21 protein-coding genes are annotated in these 22666 nt (G+C 59.4%); 11 read left to right on the top strand and 10 right to left on the bottom strand.

The genetic code is table 11. The annotated features are described in order from the left end of the window. Nucleotides 1–14: 14 nt before the first annotated feature. A complete protein-coding gene (locus V6R85_RS08950) occupies nt 15–854 on the bottom strand; it encodes a glycosyltransferase family 2 protein (protein WP_035212672.1) in 840 nt (279 codons plus the stop codon). 189 nt (nt 855–1043) lie between these two features. Here V6R85_RS08950 and V6R85_RS08945 point away from each other — a divergent pair, with 189 nt between their 5' ends. Continuing rightward, a complete protein-coding gene (locus tag V6R85_RS08945; protein WP_336377048.1) occupies nt 1044–3308 on the top strand; it encodes a methyl-accepting chemotaxis protein in 2265 nt (754 codons plus the stop codon). Between the two features lie 140 nt (nt 3309–3448). On the opposite strand, the gene adh is transcribed toward V6R85_RS08945, so the two are convergent. From adh to V6R85_RS08930, 3 genes are all read right to left on the bottom strand, one after another. Then, nucleotides 3449–4966 carry an aldehyde dehydrogenase gene (gene adh, locus V6R85_RS08940; RefSeq protein ID WP_004430297.1) on the bottom strand — a complete coding sequence of 506 codons (1518 nt, stop codon included), beginning with the start codon at nt 4964–4966 and terminating at the stop codon, nt 3449–3451. Between the two features lie 173 nt (nt 4967–5139). After that, a complete protein-coding gene (locus tag V6R85_RS08935) occupies nt 5140–6099 on the bottom strand; it encodes a helix-turn-helix domain-containing protein (RefSeq protein ID WP_111834770.1) in 960 nt (319 codons plus the stop codon). A gap of 105 nt (nt 6100–6204) precedes the next feature. Then, nucleotides 6205–8289, bottom strand: coding sequence for a putative bifunctional diguanylate cyclase/phosphodiesterase (locus tag V6R85_RS08930; RefSeq protein ID WP_111834705.1), 2085 nt, complete (start codon nt 8287–8289; stop codon nt 6205–6207). A 305-nt stretch (nt 8290–8594) separates the two neighbouring features. On the opposite strand from V6R85_RS08930, the gene V6R85_RS08925 reads away from it, so the two are divergent. From V6R85_RS08925 to V6R85_RS08905, 5 genes are all read left to right on the top strand, one after another. Further along, nucleotides 8595–9203: a 50S ribosomal protein L25/general stress protein Ctc gene (locus V6R85_RS08925; protein ID WP_004430287.1), complete on the top strand. Its 609-nt coding sequence runs from the start codon at nt 8595–8597 to the stop codon at nt 9201–9203. A 298-nt stretch (nt 9204–9501) separates the two neighbouring features. Next, nucleotides 9502–11889, top strand: a complete 2388-nt coding sequence (locus V6R85_RS08920; RefSeq protein ID WP_111834704.1) for an EAL domain-containing protein — start codon at nt 9502–9504, stop codon at nt 11887–11889. A gap of 17 nt (nt 11890–11906) precedes the next feature. Next, entirely contained in the window at nt 11907–12620 is a 714-nt protein-coding gene (locus V6R85_RS08915) for a substrate-binding periplasmic protein (RefSeq protein WP_004430279.1), read from the top strand. Between the two features lie 105 nt (nt 12621–12725). Next, nucleotides 12726–13442 (top strand): aminoacyl-tRNA hydrolase, encoded by a 717-nt coding sequence (gene pth / locus V6R85_RS08910; protein ID WP_020011362.1) that lies wholly within the window; start codon nt 12726–12728, stop codon nt 13440–13442. Nucleotides 13443–13449: 7 nt separating this feature from the next. Then, nucleotides 13450–13902 carry a GNAT family N-acetyltransferase gene (locus tag V6R85_RS08905; protein WP_111834703.1) on the top strand — a complete coding sequence of 151 codons (453 nt, stop codon included), beginning with the start codon at nt 13450–13452 and terminating at the stop codon, nt 13900–13902. A gap of 3 nt (nt 13903–13905) precedes the next feature. Here V6R85_RS08905 and clpS read toward each other — a convergent pair whose 3' ends face one another. Continuing rightward, entirely contained in the window at nt 13906–14217 is a 312-nt protein-coding gene (clpS, locus tag V6R85_RS08900; RefSeq protein WP_026363868.1) for an ATP-dependent Clp protease adapter ClpS, read from the bottom strand. 240 nt (nt 14218–14457) lie between these two features. On the opposite strand from clpS, the gene ychF reads away from it, so the two are divergent. The 4 genes from ychF to V6R85_RS08880 all read left to right on the top strand — a co-directional run bounded on the left by ychF (nt 14458) and on the right by V6R85_RS08880 (nt 17485). Next, entirely contained in the window at nt 14458–15561 is a 1104-nt protein-coding gene (gene ychF / locus V6R85_RS08895) for a redox-regulated ATPase YchF (protein WP_004430264.1), read from the top strand. 314 nt (nt 15562–15875) lie between these two features. Continuing rightward, entirely contained in the window at nt 15876–16349 is a 474-nt protein-coding gene (locus tag V6R85_RS08890) for a MaoC family dehydratase (RefSeq protein WP_004430261.1), read from the top strand. Next, entirely contained in the window at nt 16346–16813 is a 468-nt protein-coding gene (locus V6R85_RS08885) for a MaoC family dehydratase (RefSeq protein WP_004430258.1), read from the top strand. Before V6R85_RS08890 ends, V6R85_RS08885 begins: the two co-directional genes overlap by 4 nt. A 63-nt stretch (nt 16814–16876) precedes the next feature. After that, the gene (locus tag V6R85_RS08880; RefSeq protein WP_111834702.1) at nt 16877–17485 is read left to right on the top strand and encodes a class I SAM-dependent methyltransferase; all 609 of its coding nucleotides are present in this window, start codon (nt 16877–16879) and stop codon (nt 17483–17485) included. A 41-nt stretch (nt 17486–17526) separates the two neighbouring features. On the opposite strand, the gene V6R85_RS08875 is transcribed toward V6R85_RS08880, so the two are convergent. From V6R85_RS08875 to petA, 5 genes are all read right to left on the bottom strand, one after another. Next, nucleotides 17527–18069, bottom strand: coding sequence for an adenine phosphoribosyltransferase (locus tag V6R85_RS08875; RefSeq protein WP_003494623.1), 543 nt, complete (start codon nt 18067–18069; stop codon nt 17527–17529). 92 nt (nt 18070–18161) lie between these two features. After that, nucleotides 18162–18554, bottom strand: a complete 393-nt coding sequence (locus V6R85_RS08870) for a GFA family protein (RefSeq protein ID WP_020809884.1) — start codon at nt 18552–18554, stop codon at nt 18162–18164. An 83-nt stretch (nt 18555–18637) separates the two neighbouring features. Next, entirely contained in the window at nt 18638–19525 is an 888-nt protein-coding gene (locus V6R85_RS08865; RefSeq protein WP_004430247.1) for a cytochrome c1, read from the bottom strand. A gap of 22 nt (nt 19526–19547) precedes the next feature. Then, entirely contained in the window at nt 19548–20831 is a 1284-nt protein-coding gene (locus tag V6R85_RS08860; protein ID WP_004430245.1) for a cytochrome b, read from the bottom strand. A 14-nt stretch (nt 20832–20845) separates the two neighbouring features. Then, nucleotides 20846–21424, bottom strand: a complete 579-nt coding sequence (gene petA / locus V6R85_RS08855) for a ubiquinol-cytochrome c reductase iron-sulfur subunit (protein WP_035212667.1) — start codon at nt 21422–21424, stop codon at nt 20846–20848. A gap of 309 nt (nt 21425–21733) precedes the next feature. Here petA and V6R85_RS08850 point away from each other — a divergent pair, with 309 nt between their 5' ends. Then, on the top strand, nt 21734–22666 hold the full coding sequence (locus V6R85_RS08850; protein WP_111834701.1) for an endonuclease/exonuclease/phosphatase family protein: 933 nt from the start codon (nt 21734–21736) through the stop codon (nt 22664–22666).

Below are 22666 nucleotides of genomic sequence, written 5' to 3'. Positions count from 1 at the left end.
TAAAGCCGGTGCATTCACGGCAATGTCTCCGTTTTGAAAGTTTCAGCCCAGCTTGACCGCTTGCGCCGGCGCAAAAGCCAGGCGACACCGATCAGATCGTGGATGCCGACAAGCGCGCGGCCGATATTGGTGTAATGGGAATTTCCATGTAGCCGCGCCCGGTGCGTGACGTCGACATGGGCAACCTGCCAGCCGTCGCGACTGAACAGCGCCGGAAAATAGCGGTGGTGATGATCGAAATAGGGCAAGGCGAGATAGGCGTCGCGGCGGAAGGCCTTGAGACCGCAGCCTGTATCGCGCGTGCCATCCTTCAATATCCGCGCCCGAAGCCCGTTGGCGAAGCGGGAGGAAAGGCGTTTTCCAAGCGTATCACGCCGGCCGACACGCTGGCCGGCGACGAGGCCGAGCCGGCTCGAGGCGCTGGCGGAGAGAAGCGGCGCAAGAAGTGCCGGCAGATTGTCCGGCGGGTTTTGCCCGTCTCCATCAAGCATGCAGATGACAGCCGCTCGCGCCGCCTGCACGCCGCTATGGATCGCCGCCGATTGCCCGCCCTGGCGGTCATGCCGGACGAGCCGCAACATCGGATAACGGTCACCGAGCGCAAGCACCGCCTGAACCGTGCCGTCGGCAGATGCGTCGTCCACCACCACGATCTCGAAGGCGCCAACCGGCTGGCAGGCAGCAACGATCTCAGCCACGAGCGTTTCGACGCTCGCTTCCTCATTGTGCATCGGCACGACAACGGCGAAATCCGGCCTCGGTCTCACGCTGGCTCCGTTATATCCGTCTGCATTCAGTCCGCAGACATCATTGATAGTGGCGAGAGAAGGAGCGCGAAAAGCTTGCATGAACATGAACAGCCGTTGAACTTCACCCGATATGCGCCCGTTCTATTGCAGTTTTATTACGGGAAACGCCTCAGTGGCGGCCGGTTATTTTTTCACGGTATGCGGGAAATAATCGTACAATTCGCAGTGCTTTTAACGCGGCCGTAAGCAATTTTTGTCACCGTGCGCTCACGTTTTTTTGGGGGAGGAAACAGGATGCCGGGTGGGAATCCGACTGCTGTAAAAGCTAAATCATTGTCGATAAAAGCTAAATTTGCTGCGCTCGTCACGGGTGCAACGCTGGTTTCATGCCTGTCCGTGGGGTTATTGTCCTACGAGATGGGCAAGTCGGGCCTGATCGACGCCAGCGAAATCAGGCTCGAAACGGTTGCAAGCAACCAGTCCAAACAGCTTGACGCCTATACTTTGCGTGTCGAACAGAGCATTTCCGAACTGTCGCAAAATGCCGCGGTCGCGCAGGCGCTGGAGACGATGACCACGGTCGTGCCGACGGAAAGGGATGCGATCCTTCAGGCGTTCCGTCGCGAGGGCGTCTCCGAGGAGGAGCGCGCCTCCTTCAACGGCGAAGGTCTGCGACTGCTTTACGCCATTCGCCATGCCACCATCAACTCCACCATCGCCAGCGTCTGGCGCAACACCCGCGTCAGCGACATCTATGTGATCGACAAGAGCGGTCTCATTATCTACACCGTGACCAAGGGGAAAAACTTCCTGACCAGCGTGACGGAACCGCAGAACGCCGCGATCAAGGAGCTGTTCGACCGCATCGAGGCCGGCAAGGACGGTGTCGTCAGCACCACCGGCTTCAGCGGCGGGGAAAATGATTCGGCCATGATCGGCATGCCGCTCGCCGTCTCCAACTGGGGCCAGCTGCAGCGCAAGGGCGCCGTCATCATGCGCATCGCCGCCGATCGCATCGGTGCGGTCGTGACGCCTGAGGAAACCGGCAAGACCATCGATGACGCCGTTCTTCTGAATGCCGACGGCAAACGACGGGCTGGCGTTCTTTCGGGCGGCGCGGATGCCGCCGTTTCCGAAAGCCTCGCGGCTCTTTCCAACGCAAACGACGCCGGAACGGTGATGGCGCAGACACCTGCGGGCAACATCTTCTATGCCTATCGCCCGGTCTCCGTCTTCGGACAGAAACATCTTCTGGCCATCGGTCAGCAGGAGAGCAAGGTTCTCGCCGCCGCCAACGATCTCGCCTTCTGGGCGACGCTTGCGACACTGGCCGTGCTTGCGATCATGACGCTGATCGGCATTTTCGTTTCCGCTGGTCTCACAAAACCGCTGACCGGCCTTGCCGGGCTGATGGAGCGCCTGAACGGCGGCGAGAACAATATCGAGATCAAGGCCGTTACGCGCGGCGATGAGATCGGCACCATGGCGCGCGCGCTGGAATCCTTCCGCCAGGGCATTCTGGACAAGCAGCGCATGGAAACGGAAGCCCATCGCAAAGGCGAGGAACTGGATGAGGAACGCGCCCAGCGGGAGATGGAAAAAGCAACAAGCGCCAGGGAACTGGAAGAAGCCGTCGATGCCCTTGCCACCGGCCTTGCCAATCTTGCCGCCGGCAGGCTCGATCTTCGCATCGAGAAATCCTTTGTGCCGTCACTCGATCACCTGCGCGTCGACTTCAACAACTCCATGGCGGGCCTGGAAGCGACGATCTCCAATATTGGCGAAAGCGCAAACGCCATCCGCTCTGGCTCCGGCGAACTGAAAAGCGCATCGGAAGACCTGTCGCGGCGCACGGAACGCCAGGCCGCAGCCCTTGAGGAAGCGGCCGCCGCACTGGGAGACATGACGCAGGCTGTCAATGTGTCCTTGTCGCGCTGCAATGTCGCCGTCGAGGCGACGGCGGGCACGATGCAGGACGCCCATAAATCCACGGCTGTCGTGAAAGAAGCGATCGTCGCGATGGAACGCATCGAGACCTCGTCGGCAAAGATCCGCCAGATCATCGACGTCATCGACCAGATCGCCTTCCAGACCAATCTGCTGGCGCTGAATGCCGGCGTGGAAGCCGCCCGCGCCGGCGAAGCCGGAAAGGGCTTTGCCGTTGTGGCGCAGGAGGTTCGTGAGCTTGCCCAGAAATCGGCAGCCGCCGCCCGTGACATCACGACGCTGATCGCCACATCTGCGGGTGACGTGGAAAGCGGCGTGGCGCTGGTGCTGAAGACCGGTGAAAGCCTGGAGCAGATCCAGAAGCGCATCCAGTCGGTCAATGACCAGATCGGTGAAATCGCCACCGCATCACGCGAACAGTCCGGCCGCCTCAGCGAAATCAATGCTTCCGTCAACGAACTCGACCATGTGACGCAGCAGAATGCGGCCATGGTGGAAGAAACGACGGCCGCAGCCTTCTCGCTATCCAGCGAGGCGGACGGCCTGACGGAACAGGTGGGGCAATTCTCCGTCGCCGCCATACGGCAGCGGGACCAGCGTTACGCGGCATAAACCGCAACGAAAAAGGCCGGAGGCAAAACCTCCGGCCTTTTATTTTGCCTGACAACCCGATCCGGGCTCCCAGGGGCCGGAGCCCCTGGGAACACGCCGGCTTGATCGTGATGATCCGTCGCCGGCTTCCGGGGAGGAACTCAGAAGAAGCCGACCTTGTTCGGGCTATAGGACACGAGCAGGTTCTTGGTCTGCTGATAGTGATCGAGCATCATCTTGTGGGTCTCGCGACCGATGCCCGACTGCTTGTAACCGCCGAAGGCGGCACCTGCCGGATAGACGTGATAGCAGTTCGTCCACACACGGCCCGCCTCGATGCCCCGGCCGGCCCGGTAGGCAATGTTCGTATCGCGGCTCCACACGCCCGCGCCCAAACCGTAAACCGTGTCATTGGCGATTTCGAGCGCTTCTTCCACCGTCTTGAAGGTGGTGACGGAGACAACGGGACCGAAGATTTCCTCCTGGAAAATCCGCATCTTGTTGTTGCCTTCAAAGACGGTTGGCTGAATGTAATAGCCATCCTTCAGATCACCCGTGAGCGTCTTGCGGTCGCCGCCGGTCAGAACCTTGGCGCCTTCCTTCTTGCCGATCTCCAGATAGCTCATGATCTTGTCGAACTGTTCCTGCGACGCCTGCGCGCCCAGCATGGTCGACGGATTGAGCGGATCGTCCTGGCTGATGGCCTGAACTCGCTTGATCGCCTTTTCCATGAAGCGGTCATAAATCGATTCATGAACCAGCGCTCGTGAGGGGCATGTGCAGACCTCACCCTGGTTAAGCGCAAAGAAAGCGAAACCTTCGAGCGCCTTGTCGAGGAAGGCGTCGTCCTCGTTCATCACGTCGGCAAAGAAGATGTTCGGCGACTTGCCGCCAAGCTCCAGCGTGATGTTGGTGACGTTATCGGCTGCATAGCGCATGATTTCCTTACCGACCGAGGTGGAGCCGGTAAACGCGATCTTGGCGATGCGGTTGCTCTGCGCCAGCGGCTTTCCGGCTTCCAGGCCCGTGCCGTTGACGATGTTGAGGACGCCGGGCGGCAACAGATCTTCGATCAGTTCCATCACGACAAGAATGGAGGCCGGCGTCTGTTCGGCCGGCTTCAGCACCACGCAATTGCCGGCGGCAAGCGCCGGCGCAAGTTTCCACGCGGCCATCAGGATCGGGAAGTTCCACGGAATGATCTGGCCGACGACACCCAGCGGCTCATGGAAGTGATAGGCGACCGTGTCATTGTCGATTTCGCCGATCGTGCCTTCCTGTGCACGAATGCAGCCCGCGAAATAACGGAAATGGTCGATCGTCAGCGGAATATCCGCATTGGTCGTCTCGCGCAGCGGCTTGCCATTATCCCAGGTTTCGGCCCGTGCGATGAGATCGAGATTGTCCTCGATACGCTGGGCGATCCTGAGCAGGATGTTGGAGCGTTCGGTTACGCTGGTCTTGCCCCACTTCTCTCTTGCCTTGTGGGCGGCATCCAGTGCGAACTCGATATCAGCCGCATCCGAGCGGGGAACTTCGCAGATCTTGTGGCCGGTGACCGGCGAAAGATTATCCATGTAGCGGCCGGATTTCGGCTCCACCCATTTGCCGCCGATGTAATTGCCGTATTTCAGCTTGAAGGGCGCTTCGCCCGCTTTCTGCTGAACCTGAATATTCATGATTTCATCCTCCCTGATGAAAACGATCCGCGACGGACCGCATGGGAGAAAGGTGGGCCTAGATGGCGCTGTTCGGTAGAGGGGCGGCGCTGTTCCGCAGCGCACATTGTCTCACATCTGCGACAAAGGCGCTCCGATCCGGCATGATTGGCCGGATCGCAACCGCCTGGACCTCAATGCACGTCGAATTTCTTCATCTTGCGATGAAGCGTGGCGCGGCTGATGCCGAGCAGCGAGGCGGCCTGCGTGACGTTGCCGTTGGTGCGAGACAACACACGCCGAAGCGCCGAGCGTTCCGCTTCCGCAAGGTCGGAACCGCTGTCGTGGCGCTGCTCCTGCAGAATATCCGCAGCGGGCAGGCCCTGCGCGATCAGGGTATCATCGAGCTTCAGCGCAAGGCGTGCGGCGCGGGTTGCACCCAGCACAAGATCGTCCTGATCCACCGCAAGCAAAGAAAGCGCCGCGCCAAAACCACTCGGCACCACAACGATGCGCGCGCCCGGAAAGGCGCGACGGAAAAGATTGCCCTCGATGCGCTGCGCCGCATCCTTCACCGCCTGGGTGACGAAAGAGAAGGTCATCTCGTTGATGTCATCGCGGCAGGTGGAAATATCGAGTGCGCCCGTCACCCGGCCGGTATGGTCACGAATGGGCGCCGTGGTGCAGCAGAGTTCGGTATTCGACGTGAAGAAATGCTGGTCGCGATAAACCACCACCGAACGCTCATCGACGAGCGCCGTGCCGATGCCGTTGGTGCCCACGCTCGCCTCGCTCCAGACAGCGCCGGACCAGAGACCAAGCGCTCGGAACTCTCGGTCATCGCCGGCCGCACCGCGTCTTTCCAGGGCAACACCATGCGCATCGGTCAAAAGCAGGCAGCAGCCGGATTTGCCGACACTTTGGAAAATGCGGTCAAGTTCATCCGTGCTTTCGGCAATCAGGCCGGCCGCACTTTCACGGGCGCGGCGGAATTCATACTCGCTGAGAAAGATCGGCTTGCGGTTTTCCTCCGGTGCAAGATGATGTTTGACCATGCAGCGACGCCAGGAGGCGACAATCGGAGAACTTGCGGCGGCGGAACGGTGGCGCGCAGTTTCATACACGCGTTCCGCATGGGCGATGTCTGTCGGCATACGCTCCTCCCAAAGCTTTTCGGCGATGGTGCGCTGGAAGCGTTCACGTTTCAACAAAAAATTTCGCGACCACCATTGCCGGGCGCAACCGCGGGCTGCGCCAGACTATCGGACCGCCTTGAAATAACGCCGGCCGGCGCTCGCTTCCGTTTCATCCTCGGTCGAGAGAAACGTATCGTCCACGAGATTGGCGATGGAGGTCAGCGGTCCGGGCTTGCCGAAGAAGAAGCCCTGAACCTGCAGGCAGCCTTCGCGCCGCAGGAACTCGATATGGGCCTTCGTCTCTACCCCTTCCGCAAGCACCGGAATATTGAGGCTGTGCGCCAGAATGAGCGTCGAGCGAACGATCGCCTCCGACTGCACGTTGGTCGACAGGCCATCAATGAAGGCGCGGTCGATCTTGATCTTGTCGAAGGGGAAACTCTGCAGGGTCGAAAGCGAGGAATAACCCGTGCCGTAGTCGTCCATCGCGATCTTGACGCCGAGCGACTTGAGTTTGCGGATGGTAAGGAGCGCGTGGCGATGGTCGGCGATAATGCTGCCTTCGGTGATTTCCAGCTCGAGCCTTTCCGGCGCAAGCCCCGTCTCGACAATAATTTTCTCAACCTTGTCAGGGAAATCATTATCCGCAAGCTGCTGCGGCGCGACGTTTACGGCGATGGCAAGCGATTTTTTCCACTGAGCGGCCTGCACGCAGGCTTCTCGCAGAACCCATTCGCCCAGTTCGACGATAAAGCCGGTCTGTTCCGCGATCGGAATGAATTCGGTCGGGGAGACCATGCCGCGTTCCGGATGGTTCCAGCGCAAAAGCGCTTCGAAACCAACAATGCTGCCGCTTTTGGTGTCGTTCTGCTGCTGGTAATAAAGCTCGAACTCGTTATTGGCGAGGCCGCTGCGCATGGCGACGGCAAGCACGTTACGCTCACGCGCGGCCTCGTCCATGGATTTGTCGTAAAAGCAGATCGTATCGGAAGTACCGCTTTTTGCCCGGTACATGGCGACGTCAGCCTGGGCCATCAGCGTATCGGCATCGATGGAGCCGGTATTGCGAACCGATATGCCGACACTTGCGCCGACCGAAAATGTCTGCCCGTTCCATTCCACCGGCTTGCTGATCTGCTCGATCAATCGCTGGGCGAACTCCGCACCGTCGGCGCGGGTATAATAGGAATGGGTCATCGCCACGAATTCATCGCCGCCCATGCGGGCCAGGAACTCCCCGGCTTTCAGCACGGAACTCGCACGGTCGGCGATGGCGCGCAGCACCGCGTCGCCCGCCGCATGGCCATGCACGTCATTGATTTCCTTGAAACGGTCGAGATCGATGGACAGAAGCGCGGTATGCGCGCCCAGCGAGACATGGCGCGTGCGACGATTGAGATGCTCGATGAATGCCGCCCGGTTGGGAATGCCCGTCAGCGGATCGTGCAGCGAAAGATGACGATAGCGGGCAACCGCCTGCTGGGTGGACTGGGCGTCGATGACATAGGTGGAAAGCCCGAGCGCCAGAAGCAGCAGCGTCACCGCAATGGCGCCTCCGCCCATGATGGCCGGCGGCAGCAGATTTTCCGGAATGATGATGCGCGGGTCAAACGCGAAGGACATCGAGGCCATGCCGGTATAATGCATCGAGGCAATGGCGAGGATGAGAAACGCCACCGCGCTATATTGGCAGAAACGGTTGAGAGGCCGGGCAATGCGATTGACCGCAATGGCGCCGAACACCGCCCCTAGCACCAGCGAGGCGATGACATAGGCCTGATCCCAGAAAATCATGCCCTGAACATTATAGGCCGCCATGCCGGTGTAATGCATGGCCGCAATGCCGAGGCCGAGGATCATGCCGCCAGCTTCCACCAGCACGCTGCGCCCGCCATAGGCGGAAATGCCGAAGCCGGCAGTCGTTGTGGTAATGGCGATCAGAAGCGATAGCCCGGTCAAATAGGGATCGTATCCTACATCACCCGCGGCGACATAGCCCAGCATCGCCACGAAATGGGTGGTCCATATCGCCGCCCCGCCGTTGACGCCCGCCAGAAACAGCCAGTTGACCTTCTGCACCCCCGTTGCCAGACGTGCTTTCGAAAAAAGGCGCATCGAAACGAAACTACCCAGCATGCAGACGAAGACCGCTGCGACGGTGTATCGATAGTCGTGATCGATGGTGAGGCACTGGAGAACTTTGAGCATTGTCATCTACGCAATTGGAATTCTGCGCAGCCATATCATTCGCCAAGTTTTCACCCGGTTTATGTGGATGGATAAGCATATATTAAAAGTTGCAACACACGGATGAATTAGTGAATACTAATAAAATTATAAAGCGGCACCCGTGAAAACGGGGCCACTCTTGTCTTTGGCTTCCGTTTGTATTATAGCGCCCGCACCCGTGTAGACACCCTTGGAGGCAACGCGGGCGGGATGGCCCTTGGCCTCTCCGGTTCAGGCCGCTTCGTTCGGCATGAACTCTCCATATAACCTCGAAAGGAATTGCCATGAGCAAAGAATCGTATGAGCTCAAGGCCGAGGCGCGCGAACGAGTTGGTAAGGGGTCCTCTCGTGAACTTCGCCGCAACGGTTTGATTCCCGCTGTCATCTATGGTGACAAGCAGGCCCCCATTTCCATCGCCCTGTCGACCAACGAAGTCACCAAGCGTATCCATGCTGGCGGTTTCATGACGACGGTTGCGATCATCGACGTCGACGGCAAGAAGATCAAGGTTCTCCCGAAGGATTACCAGCTTGATCCGGTCCGCGACTTCACCATGCACGTCGACTTCCTGCGCGTTTCGGGCAACACGCTCGTCAACGTTGAAGTTCCGGTTCACTTCGTCAACGAAGAAAAGTCGGACATCAAGATCGGCGGCGTTCTGAACATCGTTCGTCACACGGTGGAATTCCACTGCCCGGCCAACGACATTCCGGAATTCATCACTGTTGATCTCGCTGGTCTGAAGATCGGCGACAACGTTCACATTTCGAATGTGAAGCTGCCGAAGAACATCACGCCGGTTATTGCCGACCGTGACTTCACGATCGCAACGATCGTTGCTCCGGCTGGCGGCGTCGCAGAAGAAACGACTGAAGAAGCTTCCGAGGAATAATCGGCGGCCGCAAGGCCCGATAGCTTTGAAGAATGAGGCCCGTTCCGTTTTCGGAACGGGCCTTTTAGTTTTTATGAACTTTAAAACCAGAAAGCTTGCCGCCCACGCATGATACGGAACCCGTTTCAGCGTCGATTAACACTTCCATGAAACGATACCCTTGCGCTGTCGTGGAACACCGGCCGGGCTGAGGAAATGGGATGGGAAAACAGGCTCTTGCCGAAAACCTTCGCAAAACCTCTCCGGACAGACGAAACGGGCGCAGCAAGTCTGGGGCAAAGGGTAGCTGCAATCGAACATGGCTCATTCCGTCGAAAGTCGCTTTATCGCGATTGTTTCCGGCGCACTTCTTACAGTGGTCGCCCCGCTCTTCACGCTTTTGCTGACGCTTTCCTACCACGAAGCCATTCGCAGCCAGCGTAACCACCTTGAAATTCTGCTGTCGACCAATGCACAGGCGCTTGCCCGCCCCCTGTGGGACCTTGATGACGACACCATAAACCAGATTACCGGCACCCTCGTTTCCGACCCCGTGATCCGCATGGTCGAGGTCAAGGACACATCCGGCCAGCTCGATATCGTCCAGACCGCCGGCAGCGACATCATTCAGGATGCCGCCTCGACGACGCGTGAGGTGACCTACAAGACCACGAAAGGCTCCGTCACGGTCGGGCAACTCACGGTCTATTATGACGATATCAGCCTTCTGACCTCTCTCAGCCGCAACGAACTGGCCTTCATCACGATTTTCATCCTCGCCGTCCTCGCCATCGTTCTTGCCGCCATCGCCGGCAACCGCTTCATGGTCATCCGCCCGCTGATGCGGCTGGCGGCCGCGATAGAGGCAACGCGGCGTCTCGGTTCGCGCCATCACGTCGACTGGCGCTCGAAGGACGAAATCGGCCGGCTGGCGAAAAGCTTCAACGAAATGCAGACACAGCTCGAAAAGGAAGAGCTGGAGATCAAGAACGCGCACGAGCGAAAGACGGAAATCTACAACCGTACACCCGCCATGCTGTTCTCACTCGACAGGCACGACCGCATCGCCGCCGTCAGTGACTATTGGGTACAGGCGACCGGCTACGACCGCACCCGGATACTCGGGCTGAATTTTGCCGATCTCATCCATCCCGATGACCGGCTTCTGTTTCAGCAGCGCAAGATGGCGCCCCCCTTGCCCGATACTTCGCATAGCGGCATCACCGTGCGTTTCCATTGCATGGATGGCAGCGTCATGGACGCACTCATCCTCGAAAAGGCCCTTGATTCCGGCGATGCGGCGCATCAGAGCACATGCCTCTGCGTCATGACCGACGTGACCGAACTGCGCCAGTCGGAAAAGCGCAATCGCCAGCAGGCCATTTCCGACCATCTGACCGGCCTCTTCAACCGTCAGGGCTTCGAGGCCATTCTCGATCTGCAGATCCGCGATGCGGACCGCAACGGCAGCGAACTCGCCTGCCTCTTCATCGACCTCGACCGGTTCAAGGCGATCAACGACAATCTTGGCCATGCCGCAGGCGACGCTGTTCTCAAACAATTCACGCTGAAGCTCGAGCCGCTGCTGACGCCGCTGGACAGCGCATCGCGTCTTGGCGGTGACGAATTTGCCATTCTTCTGGCCGGCGACAAGGTGGAAGAGCGCGCCCTGCAATTCTGCGAGCGTATCTGCACCATGCTGGATACGCCCTTCGAGATCGAGAACAACAGCATACGTCTCAGTGCCAGCATCGGCATGGCGGTCTATCCCCTGCACGCCTCCAGCGCGTCAGAGCTTTTGCAGAATGCCGACATGGCGATGTATACCCGCAAGCGGACGGGCAAGAACGGCTCGCAGGTCTTCGACAGCTCGATCATGGACCGGGCCCGGGAACATGCAGAACTGGAGCGGGATATCGCACAGGCGCTTTCCGAGGACTGGTTCGAGGCCTATTTCCAGCCGATTCAAGATCTTTCAACCGGCCGGACGGCTGGTTTCGAGGCGCTGCTGCGCCTCAACCACCCGGACAAGGGCCTGCTTTCTCCGGCCGCCATTGTCAGCCTCGCGGAAGAAAACGGCACCATCCAGCGCATCGGCAATGTCATTCTCGATCAGTCGATCGCCAATCTCGCCAGATTGTCGCGCCTGCCGGGCATGGAACAGACCTATGTGGCCGTGAATTTCTCGCCGCTGCAGTTCGAGCCGGGATTGCCGACGCGCATCGCCGGTGTTCTGCACCGCTACGGCATTCTTCCCAGACGGCTGGTGGTCGAGATCACCGAAGCCGTCATCATGAAGGACGATCCGCAAATCCGGGCGATCCTCAATGCCATCCACCAGTTGGGTTGCCGCATCGCACTGGATGATTTCGGCACGGGTTATTCCTCACTCAGCTATCTCAGCCGTTTTCCGGTCGATATCGTCAAGATCGACCAGTCCTTCACCCGCTCGATCTGTGATGACACGATGGAAATCAGGCAGCGCAACCGCATGCTGGTCGAAGGCATCGCGGCCATCTCGCACAAGATGAATTGCGTCGTCATTGCAGAGGGCGTCGAGACGGAAGAGCAGAAGGGACTTCTGACCGATATAGGCGCGGATTTCGGGCAGGGTTATTTCTTCGCACGCCCGCAGCCGGTCGAAAGGCTGATCACCTCCCTCGACATCGCGTCCGGGAAAAGCCGCATTGCGGCGCGGCAAGCGTGAACCGGCAGGGGGCCGCAATGGGATTGATCCGCTTTTGCCTGATCTTTCTTGCTCTCGCCGCTCCGGCCAGCGCGGCCAAGCTCTTCCTGACGACCGAGGTCTACCCACCCTATAATCTGCAGGCGAGCGACGGCAGCGTGCGCGGCGTCTATTTCGACCAGCTCAAGATCGTGCTCGAGGATACCGGCACCAGTTACGAGGTCGCCGTCATGCCCTGGGCGCGAGCCATTGCGTTGGCCAGCACACAGGCCATGCATTGCGTCTTTGCCGCTGCGAGAACACCGGAGCGGGAAAAGCAATTCAAATGGGTCACGCCGATCCATATCGACCGCAATATCCTCGTGGCGCGCCGCAAGGCGAATGTCGAAGCCTCCAGTCTTGATGAGGCCAGGAAATATCGGGTGGGAACCCAGCGTGGCGACTACACTGAAGCGCTGCTGCAAAAGCTCGGTTTCCCGCAGGTGGATGTCGGTGCGGATTTCGAGATCACGCTTCACAAGCTGGAAGCCGGCCGCATCGACCTGATGCCCATGTCTGAAAGCACTTTCAAAAGCCTGCCCGCCGACACGTTCAGGGAGGTGATAACGTTTACGCGGCAACAGCTTGGGCTTGCCTGCAACAAAAGCGTGCCCGACGAGGTCATCGCAAAATTACAGGCTCGGCTGGACCGGCTGATCGCCGATGGAACGCAGCAGCGGATATTCGACCGCTACAATCTCGTCAGCCCCTGACCCATCCAAACTGCATAAAAAGCCCTAAATCCATAAAAAGATTGACAGCCGGCGGATTTCGGGGTGGTGACAACAGCATCATCTGGCAACATGCGGACATGCCCCATGAAGATCATCGCAGGACTCGGCAATCCCGGCGCGCAATATGCGGGAAACCGCCACAATATCGGCTTCATGGCCGTCGATGCGCTGCAGCGCCTGCCTTCTTTTGCGCCCTGGTCGAAGAAATTCAAGGCGGAGATTTCCGAAGGCGAGATCGGTGGCGAAAAGGTCCTGCTGATGAAGCCGCTGACCTACATGAACCTTTCGGGTGAATCCGTCGGCGAAGCCATGCGCTTCTTCAAGCTTGCACCCGCAGACATCATCGCCATTCATGATGAACTTGATTTGCCGGCCGGCCGCGCCCGCATCAAGACTGGCGGCGGTCATGGCGGCCACAACGGCCTGAAATCGCTCGACGCCCATTGCGGCAAGGAATACCGCCGTCTGCGCCTCGGCGTCGGCCATCCCGGCGACAAGGAGCGGGTGCACGGTCACGTCCTCGGGGACTTCGCCAAGGCCGACCGCGTCTGGCTCGATCCGCTTCTGGACGCCATTGCCGACAATGCCGCAATGCTGGTGAAAGCAGAGGATTCGCAACTGATGAACAAACTGGCGCTCGCCACGGGCAGTAAGCCGGAAGCCGAGAAACCGGCCAAGGCAGCCAAACCCGCCGCGCAATCCCATATCCATCAGGCACGCAACAGCGCCCAGCCGAAAAAACTGCCGGAAACCGGCCCGATGGCCGAAATGTTGAAGCGTATGTTCGGCAAGAAGGACTAGATCACGAATGTCTTCGGAGACCATCGTCCTGCGCGAAGCCCAAGCCGGCGATCTGGCTGGACTGCTTGAACTTTACCGGGCGCTCAGTCCGTCCGATCCGGAAATGACGACAGAAGAAGCAGATACGGCTTTCGCGACCATGCTCGCCCAGCCGGGCCTGACCGTGTTTCTTGCGACCGAAGGCGGAGAAGCGGTCGCCACCGCCACGCTGCAGATTGTTCCGAACCTGACGCGCGCCGCCCGTCCCTATGCCCTTATCGAAAACGTGGTGACGCTGGAAACCCGTCGCGGCCGCGGATATGGCCGGGCGGTCGTGCGCCATGCCGTCGAGGTCGCTTTTGCGGCGAATTGCTACAAGGTGATGCTGCTGACCGGCCGGCAGCGCCCGGAGGTCCATGCATTTTATGAAAGCTGCGGCTTCGTGCAGAACAAGACGGGTTTCCAGATAAGGCAGGATTAACGCTCACTCCTCGGGCTCGGTGGTGAACATCAGCGGAAATCCCGCTTCCTTGCCGAGATCGGTCGCTTCCTTGGCCTTGGTCTCGGCAATATCGCGCTCGCAGACGACGACAACCGCGCTGCCGAAGCGATGCGCCGTCATCATCACCCGGTGGCCGGTCTCCTCGCTCATACGGAAGATGGCCTTCAGGACCACGGTTACGAAATCGCGCGGCGTATAGTCATCATTCAACAGAATGACCTTGTAGAGCTTCGGCCGCTCCAGCTTTGGTTTGACTTTCGGTTTTGGCTTGAGATCGACAGGACTGTCACTCATCATGGCCGCTCGTGCCTGTCGCTCATCGCGGTTGTTCATGGGAAACCCCGTTGATGACGAAAGATCGATCTCTTGACCCGCTTATATTGCGCCGCAACCACGCCATCGGCAAGCCTGCCCGAAATTCCTCACCATTAAAGGGGCTTTGCCCACCCAAATCGGCGCGCGGGCTTGACCTTGCCCTGCCCTTTCCGCAAAAGGCTCCTCAACGAATTCTTTCAAACGGACAGGTTTCAAGCCATGGGCTTCAAATGCGGTATCGTTGGATTGCCAAATGTCGGCAAGTCCACTCTCTTCAACGCGCTGACGAAAACGGCAGCGGCACAAGCCGCCAACTATCCCTTCTGCACCATCGAGCCGAATACCGGCGAAGTGGCGGTTCCGGATGCGCGCATGAAAATCCTCGCCGACATTGCCGGCTCGAAGGAAATCATCCCTACCCGCATCTCCTTCGTCGACATCGCCGGCCTGGTACGCGGTGCATCGAAGGGCGAAGGCCTCGGCAACCAGTTCCTCGCCAATATCCGCGAAGTGGACGCCGTGGTTCACGTTCTGCGCTGCTTCGAGGATGATGACATCACCCACGTCGAAGGCCGCATCAACCCCGTGGCCGATGCCGAAACCATCGAGACCGAGCTGATGCTCTCCGATCTCGAAAGCCTTGAGCGCCGCACGGAACAGACCCGCAAGCGCGCCACCGGCAAGGACAAGGAATCGCTGGCGCAGCTGCCGCTGATGGAAGCTTCGCTGAAGCTTCTGAACGAAGGCAAGCCGGTCCGCACCCTGCTCTCCACGCTCGATGCCGAAGAACTGCGCATCCTTCAGGGCCTCAACCTCCTGACTGCGCACCCGGTTCTCTACGTCTGTAACGTCGCGGAAAGCGACGCCGTCGACGGCAACGAACACACCAAGGCCGTTGCCGAAATGGCGAAAGCCCAGGGCGCAGAATCCGTCGTCATCTCCGCGGCGATCGAATCCGAAGTCGCACAGCTTCCCGATGAAGAGTCGAAGGAATTCCTCTCCGCCCTCGGCCTCGAAGAAGCGGGCCTCGACCGTCTGATCCGCGCTGGCTACAAGCTGCTTGACCTCATTACCTATTTCACCGTTGGCCCGAAGGAATGCCGCGCCTGGACCATCGAGCGCGGCACCAAGGCCCCGCAGGCCGCCGGCGTCATCCACTCCGATTTCGAACGCGGCTTCATCCGCGCCAATACCATCGCTTACAACGACTATGTCGCCTTCAAGGGCGAAGTCGGCGCGAAGGAAGCCGGCAAGGCCCGCGATGAAGGCAAGGAATATGTGGTTCAGGATGGCGACGTCATCCACTTCCGCTTTAATACCTGATCCGGCCCGGAGCAGGGAAAGGCCAAGTCGTTTCTTTTAACGTCCAGGGTGGCACCGCGTCGCCACCGTTTCTTCTCCCGCCGGGGAGAAGGTGGCCCGAAGGGTCGGATGAGGGGGCTAGCTCTCCTGATATCACGACCCTTGCCCCCTCATTCCGCTGCCGCGACCTTCTCCCCCTCGGAGAGAAGGCGAAAGGCGCACCCGCTCGCCCAAACGCCTCTTCACGAATATGACCGCACCCTAGATTTGACCTTTACGTAAAGGGAAAAATCATCTTAGATGCGCCGACCTTGACTGTGCGAAGGGAGGACGCCATGACGCCGGTCGCGACTTATGCCTATGAGGATTTTCCCGTAGGGCAGGAATTTCCCCTTGGACCGCAATCGATTTCCGCAGAGCAGATCGTTGCTTTCGCCAGTGAATTCGATCCCCAACCCATGCACCTGTCCGAAGAGGCCGGGCGCCAGAGCATTCTCGGCGGGCTCGCCGCTTCCGGCTGGCACACCTGCAGCCTGCTGATGCGGATGATGGCCGACAGCTATATCTCGGACTCGACCTCACAGGGCAGCCCCGGCATCGACTACGTCGACTGGAAGAAACCGGTTCTGGCTGGTGATACGCTTTCGGGAAAATCCATCGTGCTGGAGCAGCGCCCTTCCGCTTCGCGCCCCGGCATCGGCCTCGTGAAATTACGCCACGAGCTTTATAACCAGCGCGGCGTTCTGGTGTCGCACGGGGAAAACACCGTCATGTTCCTGATGCGCGGTAATGGAGGCGTTACGGCATGAAACTGGCAGAACTTTCCCCGATCGGCGAACGCGTCACCCTCGATACGCTGCATTTTTCCGCCGAAGACATTATTCGCTTCGCCCGCGATTTCGATCCGCAGCCTTTTCACCTCGATGCCGAAGCAGCCAAGAACAGCGTTTTCGGTGGGCTTTGTGCTTCCGGCTGGCACACCGGTGCAGGCTGGATGAAATGTTTTCTCTCTCACTGGATGAAAGAGGTAAAAAGGTTGAAGCAACAGGGCCTGGAGCCGCCAAAACTCGGCCCCTCCCCCGGCTTTCGCGAACTCAAATGGAAAAAACCGGTCTTCGCCGGAGACGATGTCACCTACTTCGTCACCCTGCTCGACACCCGCCCATTGGAATCAAGGGCCGGCATCTGGTTAAACACGACCTTCAATGAGGGCGTGAACCAGTCTGGAGACACGGTGCTGACCTTCCGCAGCGGCGTGCTGGAGTTCGAATAGGGGCTGGCCCATATCACCCCGCCGCGATAGCTTCAAAGCAGGCATCACGGCGGGCAAGTCAATATGGATGATATTCTCAAGGGTTATGCCGAGGCGGCAACGCCGGAGCTGATTTCCAGATTCGATAATCTGGACTGCCGGGAGATTTACACGCCCGTCATCGACCTGCTGCCGTCGACACCGTGCCGGATCGCAGATATCGGCAGCGGCACCGGCCGCGACGCCGCATGGTTCGCAGCGCAGGGTCACGATGTTCTGGCAGTCGAGCCCGTCAGCGAGCTTCGCGAACCCGGCATGCAATTACATCCATCGGATAAGATTACGTGGCTGGATGACAGCTTGCCCGGCCTCGCGAAAGCCCGTCTGCACGGCGTCTTCGATCTGGTCGTCCTGTGCGGCGTCTGGCACCACGTCGACTACGAGGCAAGGCCAGCCGCGATGGAGAGCCTTGCGGAAATGACGGCGACGGGCGGCTTGCTGATCATGTCGCTGCGTCACGGCCCCGCCCCCGAAGGTCGCCGCGCCTTTGCCATTTCACCGGCGGAAACGACAGGCGAAGCCGCCCGTCTCGGTTTCACGCTAATCCGGCACGCGGAAGTCGCCTCCATTCAGGCAGGAAACCGCGCTCTGGGCGTCCGCTGGACTTGGATTGCCTTACGGAAGACGGGATGAAAAGAGCGGGCTGCCGCAGCAGCCCTGATCAGTCTTTCACCTTAATGGCCGGAAAATTCCACCAGCGTCCGCACCTCGACACCAAGGTCTTCCAGCTTCTTGCGGCCGCCGAGATCAGGCAGATCAATGACGAAGCAGGCGGAAACGATCTCCGCACCCATCTGCCGCAAAAGCTTGACCGCGCCTTCAGCGGTGCCGCCGGTGGCAATCAGGTCGTCAACCAGAATGACCTTTTCGCCCGGCTGTACCGCGTCCACATGCATTTCCATTTCGTCGACGCCGTATTCAAGGCTGTAGGCGACACGCACGGTGGTGTGCGGCAGCTTGCCCTTCTTGCGGATCGGCACGAAACCAGCCGACAGCTGATGCGCCACCGCCCCGCCCAGAATGAAGCCGCGTGCTTCCATGCCGGCAATCTTGTCGATCTTCGTTCCCGCATAGGGCTGCACGAGTTCGTCCACCGCGCGGCGGAAAGCCCGTGGGTTGCCGAGCAGTGTCGTGATGTCCCTGAAGATGATGCCCGGCTTCGGATAGTCGGGAATGGAACGGATGGCAGCGGAAAGCTCCGAAGCGATAACGGTCATGGTATTTCCAGTTAAGACAAGGGAAGTGGATCAGAAGGTTCGGATTACCCTATCAACTTGACGGCTGCGGACCAACTAAAAAGGACCGGCGCTCACTCCGCCGGTGACATTCCCTTGATCCGCGCCCAGGCCGGGCAGACATCCTCGAAGGAATGCGACAGGGGCCGCAACGCCTCATCATCTCTGTCATCGAAGCTTCCCGAGACCAGCGCGACGGTCGGTGCGTCATCAATGGCGCCGAGCGTGCTGCCGCAGACCGGGCAGAAAGCCCGGCTGGAATAATCGGAGGATCGGAAAGTCGAGGGCGCGCCGCCCTCTCCCGTCCATGTCACCGCATCCCTCTCGAACTCCACCCAGGCAAGGCTGGGGGCGCCGGAATGCCGCTGGCAGATATCGCAGGAGCAGGTGTGTGGATTGCCGGGCTCGCCCGTCACTTCAAAACGGATGGAGCCACACAGGCAACCGCCGCTGCGAATTTTCGTCATTTCCACCATCTCCCCCTGAACACATGAAAAGGCCCCCGCGGAAGACCGTGGGGGCCGATGATTGGCAGGCATCTGAATGCCGATCAATGTTCCTTGTTGGCGTAGACCGATTTCTTGGTGAGATAGATCAGCGCCGTGAAGATGAACAGGAACACCATGACCATGAAACCGGTGCGCTTGCGCTGTTCCAGATGCGGCTCTGCGGCCCACATCAGGAAGGCGGAGACATCCTTGGAATATTGGTCCACGGTCTGCGGCGCGCCATCGTCATAGGTCACCTGATCGGCACTGATCGGCGGCGCCATCTTCAGCGACGCCGCGCTGACGAAATACGGGTTGAAATGCGTGCCTTCCGACACTTCAACACCGGCCGGCGGGTCCTGATATCCGGTCAGCAGCGCGTGGATATAGTCCGGGCCGCCTTCCTGATAACCACCGATGATCGGGATCATGTCGATGACGAATTGCGGGAAGCCGCGCTCCACGCCGCGCGCCTTGGCGAGCAGCGACATGTCGGGCGGCGCAGCGCCACCATTGGCGGCAGCGGCCGCCTCATGGTTCGGGAACGGCGAAGGGAAATGATCTGATGGCACGGCCTTGCGATTATACATTTCGCCGTCGGCGTTCGGACCGTCCTGGACTTCATATTCCGCGGCGAAAGCCTTCACCTGCTCGTCCGAATAACCGAGATCCCCCAGCGTGCGGAAGGAAACGAGGCTCATGGAATGGCAGGCGGAGCAGACTTCCTTATAGACCTTCAGGCCGCGCTGCAGCTGGCCCTTGTCATATTTGCCGAAGGGTCCGGCAAAGGACCAGCTCTGCTCTTCGGGCTTGATCACCGGGAAGTGGCCCCCGGCAATCGCATGTTCCGTCTTGGTGGCGAGATCATGGCTCTCCTCCGCCGCCGAGGCGACGGTGACGGAACAGCCGATGGCGGCGAAAAGCGCGATGCTTGTTACAAGCTTCTTCATTGTCGTCATCCTTCCTTCGCGCTCAGACTTCTGTGGCCGCAGGCGCGGCACCCGTCTTGGCGGCGTTCTTTGCAAGAACGGCCTCGGTAATCGAATTCGGAATACGCCGCGGCGTTTCGACCAGACCGAGGATCGGCATGATGACGAGGAAGAAACCGAAGTAATAAAGCGTGCCGATCTGCGACATGATGACGTAGATGCCTTCCGCCGGGCGCGAGCCCAGCCAGCCGAGCATGATGGCATTCACCACGAACAGCCAGAAGAACATCTTGTACCAGGGACGATAGACGGCGGAACGAACCTTCGACGTATCGAGCCAGGGCAGGAAGAACAGCACGATGATCGCGCCGAACATGACGAGAACGCCGCCGAGCTTGGAATCGATGATCCAGATGTTGAAGGTGATGGCGCGCAGCATGGCGTAGAACGGCAGATAATACCATTCCGGCACGATATGCGCCGGCGTCTTCAGCGGGTCCGCCATGATGTAGTTATCAGGGTGGCCGAGGAAGTTCGGCATATAGAAGATGAACCACGCATAAGCGATGAGGAACACCGAAACGCCGAGCGCATCCTTCAGCGTCGCATAGGGCGTGAAGGGAACCGTGTCGGTCTTGCTCTTCACTTCCACACCGGTCGGGTTGGTCTGGCCGGTCACATGCAGCGCCCAGATGTGCAGGACGACGACACCCGCGATCATGAAGGGCAGCAGGTAATGCAGCGCGAAGAAGCGGTTCAGCGTCGGATTATCCACGGCAAAGCCGCCGAGCAGGAACTGCTGGATCCATTCACCCACGAGCGGGAAAGCCGTGAAGAAGCCGGTGATGACGGTCGCGCCCCAGAAGGACATCTGACCCCAGGGCAGAACGTAGCCCATGAAGCCCGTCGCCATCATCAGGAGATAGATCACACAGCCGAGAATCCAGAGGATTTCGCGCGGCGCCTTGTAGGAGCCGTAATAAAGGCCGCGGGCAATGTGCAGGTAAACCGCGATGAAGAAGAACGACGCGCCATTGGCATGCATGTAGCGCAGCAGCCAGCCGTGGTTGACGTCACGCATGATCTTTTCGACGGAATTGAAGGCAACCGTCGTTTCGGCCGCATAATGCATGGCCAGCACGACACCGGTGAGGATCTGAACGATCAGCATCACGGAAAGCATCGCGCCGAAGGTGTAGGCGTAGTTCAGGTTACGCGGGACAGGATAGGCAACGAAGCTGTCATAGATCAAGCGCGGCAAGGGAAGCCGCGAATCGATCCACCTTTCGATGCCGGTGGACGGCTGATAACTGGAATGACCACTCATGAATAACTGTCCCCTTATCCGATCTTGATCACGGTATCGGATGTGAATGCAAATGTCGGGATGGCGAGGTTTTCCGGCGCCGGACCCTTACGTATGCGGCCCGCCGTATCGTAGTGCGAGCCATGGCAGGGACAGAACCACCCGCCGAAATCGCCGGCCTGGCCGAGCGGAACGCAACCGAGATGGGTGCAGGAACCGATCATGACGATCCAGTTTTCCTTACCCTCGCCGGCGGAACGGTCGATATCCGTCGCCTGCGCATCGGGGGCAACATTGGCATTGCGCGCCACGGGATCCTTCAGATCGCCGAGAGCGACGGCCTTGGCTTCCTCGATTTCCTTTTCCGTGCGGTTGCGGATGAAAATCGGCTTGCCGCGCCACTTGACGGTGAGCGACATGCCCGGCTCGACCGCCGTGACATCCACCTCGATGGAGGCGAGCGCCAGCGTCGATGCATCGGGACGCATCTGGTCAATAAAAGGCCATGCAACTGCGGCGGCACCGACGGCGCCCGCCATTCCCGTCACTAGGTAAAGAAAATCGCGACGGGTCGGTTCACCCGAAGCGTCGTGATTGGTTACGTGCTCGCTCACCGCTACACCATCCTCTGCGCTGTTTTTGCCGTAAATCGCATGAGTCCTCCCGCTATGATTTGATCCAGGACAAACTCCGTCCCATCGTCCTGGACACAACTGCGGCATTAAGAAACCGCGTCACTCTGTTTGATCGCAAAATATTGACCGACTTGGCAAGAGCAAAGCACACAAAGCCGCCGTAATTCTGCCGGAGGGGGCCGATTTGGCTCGCATTTTTTCGCCGCCCTTGGCAGGCGGGCAACATTGTGCGCATCCATGCCCCATGTTAGGAGACTTCAAGGGAGAGCTCGGAAAGCAGGGATTCGGATGACGGCGAAGCTCTCTTGCATGGTCTCCACGGCAGTGGCTGCCGTTCTGTTTATCGCCAGCCTGCGCTACGTCACCGATTTCTGGCTTCTCGCCTTCGTCACCAGCTTCCAGCTTCACATCGCGCTCGCCTGTATCCTGCTGTCATGCCTCGTCTTCTGGCTGACGCGCGATGCGGTTTCGGCTCTGCTTGTGGTCTGGTCGCTGGCGCTCGCCATCCATGCCGTGGCGATGCTGATGGAATTTTCCACATCCGCCACCGCTGCGCCTGATGCAAAGCCGTTTCGGCTGCTATCCTTCAACGTCTTGATGGACAATGCCGCCAATGCGGATGCGATTGCCGACAAAATTCTCGAATCGGGCGCGGATGCCGTCTATCTCTTCGAGGCGGCGGCATTGCAATCGGTTCTGCCCCGTCTGCAGCAAACCTACCCGCACAGGCTGGGCTGTTACACAGGCACATCCGGATGCGATCTGGTCATCCTGTCAAAAAGACCATTGCAGGAAGGCCGTTTCCACAGTCTCAGCGATCTGCGTCGCGACCGGTTTGCCATCGCCCATATCGACCTCGACGGCACGGAACTGACGCTTGCCGCCGGGCATATCACCAAGCCTTATTTCGACGATTATCATCGCGATGAACTGGATGAAGTCAGCGAAATCCTCTTTCGCGTCACCGGCCCGCTCATTCTCGCCGGAGATTTCAACTCGTCCAGCATAGCGCCCGATATGCGCGCCTTTCTCGCCGCCAACGACCTGAAGAAAGCCACCTTCGAACCCGCCACATGGCCGACGGAGGCCGGTCGTTTCGGCATCGCCATCGACCATATCTTCGCCCGCGAACCGGCAACGCTCATGAAAATCACCCGCCTGCCCGATAGCCTCGGTTCCAATCATTATGGCCTGATGGCGGATTTCATGATCGGGAAATAG

The sequence above is a fragment of the Agrobacterium sp. CCNWLW32 genome (assembly GCF_037083425.1).
Taxonomy (GTDB): domain Bacteria; phylum Pseudomonadota; class Alphaproteobacteria; order Rhizobiales; family Rhizobiaceae; genus Agrobacterium; species Agrobacterium radiobacter.
Note: the sequence above shows the minus strand (reverse complement) of the source record. Positions and strands in the feature narration are given on the sequence as shown.